This window comes from Methylobacterium sp. WL64 (assembly GCF_008039945.1).
In the GTDB taxonomy this organism is placed as follows: domain Bacteria; phylum Pseudomonadota; class Alphaproteobacteria; order Rhizobiales; family Beijerinckiaceae; genus Methylobacterium.
Genome location: NZ_VRVA01000122.1, coordinates 1 through 14,212 on the forward strand (window position 1 = coordinate 1; position 14,212 = coordinate 14,212).

Genomic DNA, 14,212 nt, shown 5'->3' on the forward strand with positions numbered 1-14,212 from the left:
CCGCCGAGGGCGAGGCCGACATCCGCACCGTCGTCGATACCGCGCGCCTCGCAGGCCGCAGTCCCTTCGGCACCATTCTCAAGACCATCGGCGCCTGAAACCAGCCATCAATGGCGTGGGTAATTACCTATTAAAACGAGTCCTGTAAGGATTTACGAATACATACTAAAATATGGTCCTTATTTAGGGAGATCCCTTCATTGGGTAATGCTCAAAGATCCAGTTTACGTAAAGAATTATTGTAAGAGTGCTGATCAATCATCCTTTATGTATCGAGAATATTGTCGATTAAAGCGGATTATGGATAGTAAGCCGTTTGTAGTAAGTTGTCGATGTGGCTCCCAAGCCACTAAATTCTCATTCCATTCTAGTCACTCAATTCCTCAGTTTTGGTGTCATGTTTGTAATTCAGCTGGATCTGGAATTGCTGTTGGAAGCTTGAGTATTGGCTCAACCTACAATGACCTATGTAATTCATTTAAAGGTAAGCCGAGTATGATTCGAAGATTGTTGAAAAAGGCGATTAAGGAAATCAGAGAATCTAAGGGTTACAAGGGTAATCTTACGATGAAAAAAGCATATGAGTTCTTTGAGGGCACTTCCGCTCAAACGAACTCAATGTCTTAGATATCTCTGTAACGACGGTTTGTCGAAGTGCGGTTTCCTTACCATCTGGTGCCGCACTTCTACATCCTGCCCATCCAGCCAGCAAGTAGCACGATTGCTGTAGGTTGCGATCGATCCAGGGGCTAATCAACAGCACTCACTATCTGGAATTTATCCAATATCTATTGGATTTATTTATAGCCTCCTTCCGAATTTCATCAAACGTATCTTAGCAGCCTGGCGGTTGAAATCTGACGTTTGATACCCGCATCAAGCGTCCGGTCTGACCTTCAGCAGAGCCTCGTGATGCCTGCAGCTAAGCCGTCGTGCCTGATTTGACGAAAAGCATGATTGTCGACGTCATTGGAGACGCAGCACGAAGTATACCCCACTGAACTACGTGTTGACTCGAGGTATCGGGTTGGCCCAACTATCCGGGTATTCCGGGATGGTGGAGGATCGCCGTGGCCCAACTTTCGGCGATTGGGTCGGCGTTTCGAGCGGTGCGCCTTAAACAAATGACACAGCTTCAACTTGCTGAAGTAGCTGGGATTGGGGTTGCAGCAGTGCATAACCTGGAACAGGGCCGGGGCACGCTTACGAGTTTATGGGCGGCGTTGGGCGCACTTGGGTACGAAGTACGAGGTCGCAGTCTGGTCGTAGGTCCCCTAGGTCCCTCCTTGGCTGCTTTACGGAAGCGCCGTGGGGTGAGTCGGCGGGCACTGGCATGTATGCTTGGAGTATCACGTACCACATTGGCCGCCCTGGAAGCTGGCGGGCCAGGTCGTTTGGAAACTCTTGAGATGTATGGGGCTGCAGTCGGGGCTGGACTGTACCTTGCCCCGGTAGATGCGACGGTTGGGTTCTTCATTGCAGCCGGCAATAGCTCAGTCCATCACGGCTGGGAGACCCCGCCGGAGCTTGTGGCCGCTCTGGAAAGCGTCTTCGGTCGGTTTGACCTAGATCCATGTGCAGCCTCAACGGACGCCAACAGGGCACGGGTGAAAGCTCGAATCCGGCTTACCATTCATGACAACGGCTTGGCCGTGCCTTGGCGAGGGCTTGTGTTCGTGAACCCAACCTACGGGCGTCAGATTGGCTCCTGGATTTCCAAGTGTGCCGAGGAGGGAGCCAGCAACGCAGTGGTGGTCGGCCTGGTGCCTGCTCGTACCGATACCCGTTGGTGGCACCGGCATATTGCCGGGGCAGCTGACGTGTTCATGCTGCGGGGACGGTTAAAGTTTGGGGACGGGGCAATGCCGGCACCGTTTCCATCAGCTGTGGTAGTGTGGGGAGCAAGTGCGATGCAGGTGGCTCAGCTGGGTACCGCCCTGTTAGGGGCGTGGCACGTTCCTGCAGCAAAAAACATACCCGGCTGATTGCTGCAGCTAAGCGTGACAGTAGTCCGAGGAACGTCAACGTCCTCGATGAACGACCGTGTCTCGGTTAGGGGCAGGGGTTCAAAGTGTTTCGGTAGGAACTCGTCTGCTTTCGTGATTTTGCTAAGAAAATCAGAGAGCTAGTTCGGTTTCTACCAAGGGGGCTCCGTTTCAAAGCCGAGCTACGGTTGGGCTTCCGGGAGGACGCCATGATAGGGACATGTCGACGGGGCAATCAAGCGTCAGATCATCAATCAGGTTTCGTCAGTGGGCAAATCGGCTCTTTCCGTCAGCGCCATTCTGGCGGTTGTCGCAGTGGTTCTGACCAGCGTATGGGTCGGTTACGGTCCCCGGCCCCAATCTGGTCGAGAAAAGCAGGCTGCTACCATTGTCCCGCTTTCTCAGCAGCAGCGAACGGCGGATTCGAGTGGCCAGCCCATTCGCATCATCACTACTGGGCCATCCTCTGGCTCCGCTCAGCGCATCGCCCCTACGTCACTTGGCAGAGAGCCGTCAGGATCGGCTTCCTCAGCTGCAACCCCAGCTGTGCAATCACCTTCTACGGAAACGGTGAGTCCATCTGCATCGGCGGATATCCGATCACCCGCCAAATCGACTGAGGATACATCGACTTCTGGCTTAAGCGCCGCCACGACAACAAACGGTCCTGTCGACCAGTCTGTTGCCACAGCTAGCAGCGTCGATCTCAACTCGGCTTCCGTGGAGCAACTGAACGCCCTTGGGGCGGGAATGATCGGAAAGCGGATCATTGAGTTTCGCCCATACGTCTCAGTTGACGAACTTCTTGCTCGACGTGTTCTTAAGCGAAGCGACTACGAAGCGATTAAAGGGGCCGTGACGGTCAAATAGCTTGGGCAATTGAGGGTTAGATGGCCCTAAATCTTCACCTGGTCGACGCAGCTAACTAAGCCCTTTGGAGGTTATGTGAAACGGAAGTTGGCTACCGCCTGGTCCGTTGCCGTCCTACTTGCTGTTCCCAAGTTCCTGAAGCCTGCACACGCCGGATGGACAGGACCAGCATCAAAAGCTCTCTTCGCCAACGAGGCCAATCCAAAGGGCTACAACTACGCGCCGAGCGTGATCACCGAGAATGGAACAACGGATTTTTGGTGGTGTGGTCAAGGTAAAACCGACGTTATCTTCCACCGGTCCTACAGCCCTCAGACGGGTTTCTCACCTGCTCAAATTGTCCTTCAACCCACATCTGGTTCTTGGAACCGGGTGCATGTCTGTGATCCGAGCGTGATCAAAGGCAGTTTTGCCAATCCAGCAGATGGTCAGCGTTACACTTACGCCATGTATTATTCTGGCGTCGATAACGCACCGGGTAACAACAATCAGACAGGGTTAGCTTTTTCAAACGACAAAATCAACTGGGTAAACTATCCCAAGCCTGTCATATCGCCGCTCAATCCAGCGGTTGCTCAAGGCAACTATGGTAACGGCCAGCCAGCAACGATCAACGTCGATGGCCGCTCGAACTTGCTCGTCTTCACAACGGATCTGAGCGGTCCCCAGGGTATTGCTGGCTTTGGAGATCTTTACGTTCGCCACACTGCAGATGGAGTGAATTTCGACCCGCCGATACGGATACCGAACGAGGCAACTGATGGCACTACCGTCAACCCGAATTCGGATTTCGCCTATGATCAAACCAAAGGCGATGTCTACGTCATTACTGGCCTTCCGGGTCGCAACTGTCAGCAGGTGGCCTGCAAGGACCCAGTTCGCAACCCGGACAGGGAGACTTACCAGCTTGGTCTCTACAAGATGCCGCTGAAAGCCCTTCTAAGTGGGAAACTAGCGAAGTGGTTCCCCGTGGGCTATTTGAACAGCGACGTCACAGGCTTTTACCTAAATCACAGTCCCGGCTTCCAACGTGACCTCTACGGCAATCTGACACCATTCTTGCCAAACATCACCGTCTTCTTTTCAGGCGGTGATCCGTATCCAGGCACATGGCAGATCGCTACGGCAACCGAGGCAAGCACGGCTGATCATGCCCCGCTCAAACGAACCCTTGGACCGAATGGTCATTGGGTTACTACGGGCTACACCGATCCCAGCTACGCCTTCGAAGCGAACGTCGGCTCTCTGTTCCTTATACCGAGATTCGGGACCTCCAAGCTCATGAGTTGCGTAGCAGGCTCCGACCATTTTCTGAGCCGTGATCCGAGTTGCGAGGGTCATACTCCGCTAGGCCAGACTGGCTACGTCTATGACAGTCAACAGACGGGCACTCATCCGATCTATCGCTGCAACGCTGCCGGCCTTGGCCACTTTGTCTCGACCGACCCTGCGTGTGAAGGCCAAACGTCCGAAGGGCTTTTGGGATACGCTTTGAACTAACCTACCAATCAACGGTTGAGTTGTCTAACCCATATGCGCTCACCCGATCGCAGGGCTACTTAGTGCAAGGCGTTCGAATCAAGGTATCTGACGCTCATGCTCAAGCTTGATCCTATCCCGAAGGTCGTCACTTTTGATTGCTATGGCACACTGGTCCAATGGCATCGAGCTGTAAGAGAGGCGGCCAAGGCGATTCTCTCAAATCACCTATCTAGAGATGGTCTTGAAAAGCGATCAGTCACTCTGGCAGACCAGTTGCGTAGCAGGGCAGTGCTCCATCAAGACCGCCCACCGTTCCAGGACTACAAAGCCATTCTTCGACTGAGCCTGGATGAGGTGCTGGCAGATGCGGGCTACAAAGGCACGGAGGATGATCACCAGACCCTGCTATCCATCCTCCGACGGATCGAGCCACATCCTGAGGTGCCGGCTGCATTTAACCGGCTACGGCAACGCTACAAGCTCGCCATCATCAGCAACACGGATAATGACCTAATCGCTGAGACAGTTCAGGCGATTGGGGTCCCGATCGAATTCGTTATCACGGCTCAGCAGGCTCGGGCTTACAAGCCGGATCACCGTCTTTTCCAACATGCCTACAACACGTTGGGGGTCACCAAGGAGGAAACGATTCACGTTGGGACGGGTCAGGTCACAGACATGAAGGTCTGCCATGAGCTTGGAATTCGGTCCGTGTGGATAGATCGTGTCGGTGAGCCCCTCGATCCTCGCTGGCACCCACATGCTGTCCTGAGCGACCTCACTGACCTGCCGCTGCTGCTATCTGCCCCTATGAGCCCTTCTCGTCGGGAGCGGAGCTAAATCACAGGCGTTGGTAAGGAGGTCACTCAGGAGAAGTGACCGAGGAACGCCTAAGGAAATCTGCCATGCGGAAGACCGCTTTGATCGCAGCAATAAGCTTTCTGTCGATGGGAACTGCCAGCTTGGCCGCTGAGAACCAAGGTGCCGCCGGTAGCTCGGGTTCCGCCCCTCGGATGCAGGGATCGCGCAATGCCGCAGGCTTTGGTAAGGCGGAAACTACAGGAACAGCCGGTGCTCAAACACCGGACTCCACGCCGAACCGAGATGGTCGAATGAAAGGCCCGCCGAACGCTGCCGGCTTCAAGCAGGATAGCTCGGGTTCAGGATCATCGAGCAGCGGTGCTGCGTCGGGCCGTTAAATCTATACGACGGGGTAGCGGTATATCTGCATCCCTGCCGACTCTCACGATTATAGCGGAACGCCATCCGTCAACGGGAGGGCTAACGGTCGTCTATAGGAACCTGAACAAATCCGACGTTCAATCAGTAGCTGAGACTAACTTATTCCTCGGCTGCTATTGCACTTGCTGTCTAGAGATTTCGATTTTTGTTTGAGCTGCCGCCCTCATAAAGGATTACGGGATGAGGACCAGCGAAGCTCACTCCTAAATCAAATTTTGCTGACCCACTTTTTCGAGTGCCCCGACTCGGATTGGAAACAGAAAAATCGATCGTCGATCGAACTGCACACTTTTGTGATGCAAAATTGCAATCTATGCGCATAGTACCTGGTCGATGAACGTAACGCCGGATCGGCCACTGCGAGATAGCTCGTCGCTTCTCCGCTTGTAGATCTGCTTGGGAGTATGGCTTGCCGTAAAACTGGACTGTTCGCCCATACATGTAAGGCACACCTGCAACCGGACTCAAATTGCTAGATGACCAAATCTGCAGGTAGCGATCGGCGATGAATGCTGTGCGGTCCTTCATCTCCTGCGGAGCGATTGCTTTTGCAGGAGAAATAAAGGCGACGGCAATCAAGCCAACTGCCGCCAGATGTTTTGTGCCAATCATTCCACTGGAGCCTGTCAAAGTTGAAAAATTTCATCACTGGTTCAGCCAGCGTATGACCCCTGAGGATGTTTCAGAGGTAGATGCCTGCCTATAACCCCTACGATCTACTTGCGGAACTCTTTGGTGAAAATCCACATATCCATTTCGACTGGAAGGATAGTAGTGCTGCGATACATCGGGGTGTGCGTCACGCATTACATCTACATGCTGCGATTGTTTGGTCGTAGAAGGATAAAAGCCACCTTGCTTTTCCGCTAGGGAAGCGGCTCTGTCAGTGGAGGGCTTACGGTTTGGTTTGATTGCAGAGGGAAGCGTTTGCGTTCGCCGTGACGTTGCTTCAGCTACTCGTTGCGACAGAAGAGTTCGATCCGTTGTATCAGATCCGGCGTCAGTGGGACGGTTTTCAGACTTAGCTAGAAGCTCCAACACACCCGGCCGTCGGGGCGGGATGGCTTGGGCAACAATGGATTGATCGACCTGTCTCGGGCTCCTTTGCTCCGGCTCTTTGGAAGCTCGGTCAGGCCCGTGTTCCTGCTTTTCGTCCAAGTTGAACACGAGTGGGGGTAAAGGCTGACGAGTAGTCGTCGCCACTGAACGCTGTTTGACCGGGTCTACCCATTCGTTCCTAGCAGACCGGGCATCCAGTGCCTCCGTTGCCGAACTCCTAGTTGGGCCTGTAGGGGACGCCTCCTTCGCAGCAGCTGATGCCGCAACTCCATCCGAAATCCCGCTGATCTTCCCTTCGTGGGGCATGGGCTTTTCAGGCTTGGTGCCGACATAGGCTGCGGTCACCCCAACTCCTGCAGCGAAGGCGATCCCAAGGGCCAAAAGCGGCTTGATAGGCACACTCATGAGCCCTCGTTTCGTGAATGGTATGAACCAGGAATATGGGCAGAAACCTCGAGCTGTCCGGAGTGGTTCCGACATCCAAGCGATCTGAAAGGTCCCTACGCACCCAACGCTTTTGCCCAGGCTGATGTGTGCCGGGATGAAATCACGTCGTCCTGCCCGTGGCTTGGTCCTGGCAGATGGCCGTGCGATGACTGGATCATGAGCTACGGCGTCCGAATCCTCTTCCTGAACCAAATTGAGCCACTCCCATCCAAACGGATGGAAAGCTCGTTCGCCGATTTGCGGGAGGCTTGGGACGCTGGAACGGCCGAAGTTCTATCCTACCAACTCCGTTCGATCGAGGCTGCCTTCCAGGTGCTCGATGCCAACGGTCAGATTGTGGAAGTCACTGCCAAGCAGGTCGATAGCTGACCAAATTCTTAGGCGCTTCTCTGCCAAGCTCCGTAGCCTAACCGCTTACGGCTGAGTTGGGCGAACCCGCATAGATGCTTTAGGAACACACGTCTCCTTGAACCACTCACCGTGACGACTGGAACACGGCAGTTGGCTTTGCCGACCCCGTTGGCGGTCCGGCTTAACTGTTATGTCCTTGGTCGGCATACGGCGGAACGGACACCAGCGTTACAATCAATCGAAGCAGGGCTTGCTGTTCAGGCTTTCCCGATCCGTCGGCTAGGAAGGTTCCTAGCTCAATATGGCTTCTTCGCCCCCCTGAGGGACCATTTGGCTGATGGATGATGAAGGCACTTCCGTCCCCCGGTTCCCTAGCCAGATACCAAACGTCACCGCTTGGGCTTTGGTAGAGTTCTCGGCGATCTGACATTCGAGGCACCTCGTTCCCTCAGCAGCCTACGCCAGCGGGAAATGACATGCGAGTTCGCCGATAGAGGGGCTAACGGAGCCGACGACACAGACTGCCAGTGAATTTCGGAATGGCGCTGCGAAGCTCGAATTCTTGCATGCCAGCTAGCGGCATGAGACATTCACCCAAATGGTTGAGCATCCTCGTAGCGGCCTCGACGCCGTGTTTCATGCCCTTTCGGATCCGACCCGTCGAGCGATGATCCAGCAGTTGATTTCTGCAAGCCATACGATCTCAGGGCTCGCTCGGCCTTACAGCATGTCTTTTGCCGCTGCTTCAAAACACGTTAAGGTCCTCGAAGAGGCAAACCTCATCCAGCGGGACGTCCGAGGTCGGGTGCACCATTGCAGCCTCAATGCAAGGACGTTGGTGCCAGCCATTACATGGCTTAGCTCGGTTACAGCGTTCAGGGACGAACAACATGAAAGCCATGACGCCAGCTAAGACAAAGTCTCAATACTTTAAGCACAGGGACTAAAATTGCGGCGAAACGATTACGGTTGGCTAAAATCCTCGAAAGATTGCGACGATAACCAGCGTAAGCACAAGCGACAGGACGATTGAACCGAGACAGCCAAGACGATTTGAAAAGAAGAAAAACATGATTAAATAATGCTCTGTCTGTGTTGTCTTGTTTAGCTCACTCTAGAGATAATTAAAAATACAAAATCAAACCCGTTCCCATTCGTCAGCCAAATCTGATAGATAGTCCAGAATACGATCGGCTGCGTGGCCGTCGAAGCACTCGACTTCGACCGTGACCGACTGCGTTTGCCCTCTATATAGACGCAGAACAGCCTCTGCGGCATCTGCCGCTTTCCGTTCTGTCTCAGACTCGATCCTGGTGGTGCATCCAGGTGCAGCGACCACGACCCGGCAAAAGATCTGTTCCATGTGAGGTAAACCCCCAGGGAGCAGTCTCGGTTCGGGCGCCCAGACGCCGCAGAAGCATTTGGGGCTTCGTTCGGCTCACCGGCTGTTGTGATGCTGATTGATCGACGTTGCAGCCTCCTGGGAAGGCAACCCAACCGTCACCCAACTATCCTGTCCGAGCGTGGCTATTTCGACTAATCGTCGTTCTGATGGCGAGGCTTTCCATTCTCATCCAGAGCCACGTAGGTGAAGACCTCTTCGATCACCTTCTCCGCATTGCTGCCGGATCAATCCCGAGCACATGTCTCGATCTTGACCGCTATCGAGCTGTAACCCTCTTCCTGGAGGGAGCAGTAGACACTTACCTCGTCGCCCACCTCGATGGGTCGTAAAAACCGCATGGCATCAATGCTGACGGTGACGAAGCGCCCTTGCACCCGCTGAGCTACGAAAGTCCCTCCTGCCAAATCCATCTGAGAGACGGTCCAGCCTCCAAAAATGGCTCCGGACGCATCTGTGTCTCGAGGCATGGCAATTGGCCGTAAATGGGGACCGCCAAGTGTGAATGGGATTTCGTCGGCCATATCCCCACTCCATCCTACGGTGCCATTCAGGCGACCGCTCATGGAGACGGTGAGCCTTCGTAATAAGCGAACGGCTCAGCCGGATCTTGGTTCGTAGACCCTCACGCCCGATGTGCTGTCCAACTACCGCTGAAGGTCAGCAAGCTGCCCTCTTGCGTCCGCCACATGCCACGGCCGACCTTATCCCCGCAAAACCCCTTCAGTTACAAGCGCCGTCGCCGCCGTCGTCGAGATGGTTCTTCGCACAGCTCCAGCCTATGAGATCCCGCCACTAACCAAGTACAGGATGCTGGAGGACACGGTTGCCTCGCCGTTGACGACGTCCATCGTCAGGCTCAAAGTGCCTGGGCAAGCCCCTCTAACTGTCGTCGCCTCGATGGTCCAGTGTCCATCATGCCTGGCTGGGACAGACACCGGATTGCCCGCCGCCCTGGCCAGTGAAGCGCCAATAAGCAACACCAGAACTGCCGCGGAAAACGCTGTTCGACGCATCATGTGAACCGCTGTCTGTTCCCCCCGGTGGACACCTACAGCGGGTAGATCGTGGAACAAGGTGACCGTGATCCGTAGCTGGGAGGTTCCATGAGCCTCGGACACGCTCAATCTGAACGAAGTGTCGTCTTGTAGACGCTGCCCTTGAAGGATTTGTCTTAAAACGCAGAGAGGATGGTAGCCATGCCACAGGCTTACACACCTAAACCGTAAGAGGACTCCGGCGTACTGATAGAGGACCCTTTCCGCCCGGGTGAGATCGATCCTTCAACGGGGAACGGGAGCAAGGGCGATCCTACGTCGCTGCCGACATATGAAGTGTTCGAAGCGGACAATCCCACCATGAGTGACACCTAACTTTCCTCATGGCGTTTCACGACAGCGATCACACAACCACTGGCTGTTCAATCAGCCTCAGGGATGCATCTTTGGCCTCTAGCCGCACACCAGGGCGGCAAGGTCTCTGATGGAGCACGCAAGCCTGTCGGTCCGGATGACGGTTAGAGAATCCCCGTTCCTGGCGAACTGTATGATCGTTTCCAGCTCGGTCTAGCCGTCCAGCCGTCCAGCCATTCAGCGTCGGGTAAGCGCGGTTTTCGGCTCGGATCACATTACAACCTAAAGCAAGCTATGCCTCTTGCTGAATGGCCAAGGTCTGTGATGAACTGCCTACCCGAGCCTAACCGTAGGTAGTGATGAATGCCCTCCTTCTCGCCCCCTTTAGCCCCCCCACGCTGCCGTCACATGAAGCAAACGTCTATCCTACAAAGACACGCCAGACGCCGGCGGAGCAGCACACCGCTCTGTTTCGAATAAGTCCACCGGAAAAAACGCAGAACCACAATACAATGAATAACTTCATTTAGTCATGTACGATCCAACCTTCCATTCCAAGACTTTACGACATGAAATAGTTTATAATGATTATGTCAATAATCGACGGTTGTTAATCGAAGAGCATCGCAATGCCGTAATCGAACAAGCTATTCGAAGAGTCGATTTGGGATACGATGATGTTAAAATCAAGCAGCGAACGATTGGCGGTTCGTTAGTATATTGTCTCAGCGAGTTATCTGATGAAATAGTCTTGAGGAAAATAGCTCGCAATATAAGACAAGTTACACGCGTTAGACAGTCCAACCGAAGCCACATTGTGAAGTGTATTCAATCTCTATGTCGCGAAGGTGTGGCATTCAAGCTTTACAAAATCGATATTAAAAAATTCTTTGATTCCATCAGAACGGATCTGTTCCTTCCTTCAATTGTCGACGACGCCGCTTTTCCCCCAACAACGACGCGGCTTCTAACTTCATTTTTTGAAGAGATGCAAAAGAGAGGTATCGAGGGGTTGCCTCGTGGCCTTTCATTGAGTTCTGTTTTGAGCGAATACGTTATGAGACCATTTGATCGTGCGGCATCACGTATCGAAGGTGTTTTTTTCTTTTGCCGTTTCGTAGATGATATGGTTTTCATTACACAAGGCGATGAAGACCACGTAAAGTTCATAGATCACATAAACAAATTGCTGCCGCCGGGCTTGACATCAAATCTACAAAAAACAAAATGCTTTACTTTCAAGGCATATGACCCGGCACATACAGCAACCGTTGAAGAAGAGTTCGATTTTCTGGGTTATGTTTTTCGTGTCGGCTTCGCTCGATACAACAAAAGCAAACGGATCGGCCGTGAAGTAAACCTCGATATCGCAAATAAAAAAATTATAAGAATGAAATCTCGGTTGTGTATCTCGTTAGTTAATTTTCTGAAGGACTCAAATTTCGATAATCTGGAAAGTCGAATTAGATTGCTTAGCTCGAACTATTCCATTGCTGACTTTAGTGGAAGTCGCCCCAGAAACGTAGGTATTTATCACAACTACCGGCTTATCAACTCAGATACTTCAAGGGCGCTGAAAGAATTAGATAGTTTCTATAAAAAGATGGTACTGTCAAATAAGGGTAAAATTTGCGCTCGTCTGCAAGTATCTTTGACGCGAGAACAAAAATCCCGCCTTTTACGTTATTCGTTTGAGCGTGCTTTCATCGATAAAACGCACTTTGCTTTTAATCCTAAAGCCATCGGCGCTCTGAAGAAATGCTGGAATGATGTCTAAAACTGTTAGTATCAGAGGGAGGCTCAATGCCGCCGATTATAATCGAGTGCTGCTAACCGACACCTCGCCTTTTGAGGTCCCCATCATTTTTTCAAACAATAATTTCTACCTGAATGTTCTTCAGAAAAATACCTTTCGCGGGCATATGAAAATTATGCTTTCGACCTTATTTTCAAAGCATAGCTATACAATACCGTTTAGATATAACATCGCTAAAGACAGCACTTCTGTAAGACAATTGAGTCTTCTTCATCCCGCCGCACAGATTGATGTATGTAATTTCTATCAAGAGCATGAGAATCTGATTTGTTACTATTCATCAATTGGTCAGTTTAGTATAAGGTCACCCAATCGAATTGGGAGTGCGTTCTATTTCCCATCCAAGATTTCAGAGAAAAATAAATATAGAGGTAATTCCGTTGATACTACAGAGATAGACAAGCTGGTGAGAAATCCAGCCAGCTATTTCGCTTATAATGGGTACGACCGACTGCATAAGTTCTTCGGTTCAATTGAGTTTGTGAATATTGAGAAAAATTTTGCACATATGCTTGTGCTTGATGTCTCAAAGTGCTTTGGTAGCATATATACTCATTCAGTTGCGTGGGCGCTGAAAAACATTAATCTTGCCAAGAAAAACATCCATTCAAACCATTTCGGTTCTCACTTTGACTCTTTAATGCAGAAGATGAATTACAATGAAACGAATGGTATTTGCGTTGGTCCAGAAGTAAGCAGGATTTTTGCGGAGATAATTCTTAATAGAGTTGACTTGGACATCGATGGTTGCCTTGTTAGAGAGGGTATGCAACTAAAAAGGGATTATTTGATACGCAGATATGTTGACAACTATTATGTTTTTTGCAATTCGCCCGATAGGCTGGAACTAATAAAATCAGTAATTGCGTCATGCCTGGGTGAATACAAATTACACCTGAATGACCATAAGACGATTGTTGTCGACCGACCATTCTATACTAGAAAATCAAAAGTTATCGATAATATCAGTAGTAAACTAAGCGAGTTCTTTGAGCTGTTTATCGGATCTGACCATAAAGGTGGGACACGTTATAATTTTCCTAAGCCAATCAGGCGTTACAACTCATTGTACAAGCACATTATTCGGGAAATTAAATCCGCATGCTCCGAAAGTAACTCTAGCTATGAGGATGTCTCAAGTTACATCATATCGGCTGTTTCCAGACGTATCACAAACCTCGTCGACGATGTTGCTATCAGCCTCGCCGGCGACAATTGTGACGAGGAATCGTTTGTCGAGGCGGTTATTTTATTGCTAGAAATTTCTTTTTTCTTCTACACAATGAATCCTACTGTTGCGGCATCGCTTACGCTTAGTAAGAGCATTGTTATAGGGGCACGATCGTTCGAGGAACGGTTCAAGTCGCGGCTTCCTTTTTTTCAAGACCGAGTCGTGCGTTGGACGATGCAGTTGATTCGTGACGCTAGGGTTGCGGCTATTACGAAAAGAAAAGGTACAATACCAGTCGAAGTCCTAAATGTGCTGATCGCAATGCATGACATAGCTGCCGACTATAACTTTAACGAACGAATGTATAGAGAAATTCTGTTTAATGATGGTAAGATGGATTACTTCTCGGCGGTATCGTGCTTATATATCATTAAGGATCGAACCAATTGCGAAGCACTCCGTCAAGAGATATTCGAAAAAATTAGAAGCGGCTTGGTCAAAAATCCAGATTTTTTGTTGTCTTCTCAGGATGTGCATTTGTTTTTAGATGTTATTTCCTGTCTCTACATCCGGGAATCTGATAGAATAAAATTGTATAAAGATATAGTAGTCGTATTAAAGATAAAGAAAGCCAACAATGCAGAGGCGTTGCAGGCCATTCAGGAGTGCGAATCCGCCAACTGGTTCGTTAGCTGGAAAGGCGTTGACCTGCTTTCGCTTATCACGAGAAAACAGTTGAGTGCCGTCTACTAATTTGCTACCTGAGCTATGAGGTCGTTTCCTATTCGCTTCATTCGACGATGCTGCGAGGCAGCACGCGATTCATACCTTTGGTTGCACTTGGAAGCTCTAAAGGCGTCTTCATAGGAACCATTAGGAGCGTTGCATGCGTTGCGACGCACACACCCAGCGTTTAGTAAGCGACCTCACCCAAATCCAAATTTCAGGGGTGCTAGAGCGGAATTTTGTGCTCTGTACGACGACCGCTCAAAGCGGTGCTTCGATTAAATAGGGTTGTACCGGACGTCCCCCCCC

The 14,212-nt window shown here is 51.3% G+C and carries 10 protein-coding genes; 8 read left to right on the forward strand and 2 right to left on the reverse strand.

What is annotated here, in order from left to right:
* Positions 1–1,124: 1,124 nt before the first annotated feature.
* The 4 genes from FV242_RS36400 (at position 1,125) to FV242_RS28290 (ending at position 5,177) form a co-directional block, all read left to right on the forward strand.
* Positions 1,125–1,985, forward strand: coding sequence for a DNA N-6-adenine-methyltransferase (locus tag FV242_RS36400; protein ID WP_368732202.1), 861 nt, complete (start codon positions 1,125–1,127; stop codon positions 1,983–1,985).
* A 570-nt stretch (positions 1,986–2,555) separates the two neighbouring features.
* Positions 2,556–2,855, forward strand: a complete 300-nt coding sequence (locus FV242_RS36175) for a helix-hairpin-helix domain-containing protein (RefSeq protein ID WP_281407112.1) — start codon at positions 2,556–2,558, stop codon at positions 2,853–2,855.
* A 75-nt stretch (positions 2,856–2,930) separates the two neighbouring features.
* Positions 2,931–4,355 carry a hypothetical protein gene (locus FV242_RS28285; protein ID WP_147941252.1) on the forward strand — a complete coding sequence of 475 codons (1,425 nt, stop codon included), beginning with the start codon at positions 2,931–2,933 and terminating at the stop codon, positions 4,353–4,355.
* 96 nt (positions 4,356–4,451) lie between these two features.
* The gene (locus tag FV242_RS28290) at positions 4,452–5,177 is read left to right on the forward strand and encodes a haloacid dehalogenase type II (RefSeq protein ID WP_147941253.1); all 726 of its coding nucleotides are present in this window, start codon (positions 4,452–4,454) and stop codon (positions 5,175–5,177) included.
* Between the two features lie 531 nt (positions 5,178–5,708).
* Here the strand turns inward: FV242_RS28290 and FV242_RS28300 are convergent.
* Positions 5,709–6,191, reverse strand: a complete 483-nt coding sequence (locus tag FV242_RS28300; protein WP_147941255.1) for a hypothetical protein — start codon at positions 6,189–6,191, stop codon at positions 5,709–5,711.
* 1,050 nt (positions 6,192–7,241) lie between these two features.
* Between FV242_RS28300 and FV242_RS28305 the strand changes: the two genes are divergently transcribed.
* The gene (locus FV242_RS28305; RefSeq protein WP_147853368.1) at positions 7,242–7,454 is read left to right on the forward strand and encodes a hypothetical protein; all 213 of its coding nucleotides are present in this window, start codon (positions 7,242–7,244) and stop codon (positions 7,452–7,454) included.
* Between the two features lie 580 nt (positions 7,455–8,034).
* Positions 8,035–8,349: a helix-turn-helix transcriptional regulator gene (locus tag FV242_RS28315; protein ID WP_147941257.1), complete on the forward strand. Its 315-nt coding sequence runs from the start codon at positions 8,035–8,037 to the stop codon at positions 8,347–8,349.
* Positions 8,350–9,065: 716 nt separating this feature from the next.
* Here the strand turns inward: FV242_RS28315 and FV242_RS35845 are convergent.
* On the reverse strand, positions 9,066–9,404 hold the full coding sequence (locus FV242_RS35845) for an acyl-CoA thioesterase (RefSeq protein ID WP_306440332.1): 339 nt from the start codon (positions 9,402–9,404) through the stop codon (positions 9,066–9,068).
* 1,318 nt (positions 9,405–10,722) lie between these two features.
* Between FV242_RS35845 and drt3a the strand changes: the two genes are divergently transcribed.
* The gene (gene drt3a, locus FV242_RS28330) at positions 10,723–11,967 is read left to right on the forward strand and encodes an antiviral reverse transcriptase Drt3a (RefSeq protein WP_147941259.1); all 1,245 of its coding nucleotides are present in this window, start codon (positions 10,723–10,725) and stop codon (positions 11,965–11,967) included.
* Positions 11,957–13,930, forward strand: coding sequence for an antiviral reverse transcriptase Drt3b (drt3b, locus tag FV242_RS28335; protein ID WP_147941260.1), 1,974 nt, complete (start codon positions 11,957–11,959; stop codon positions 13,928–13,930). The genes drt3a and drt3b overlap by 11 nt, the downstream gene beginning before the upstream one ends.
* Positions 13,931–14,212: the final 282 nt, after the last annotated feature.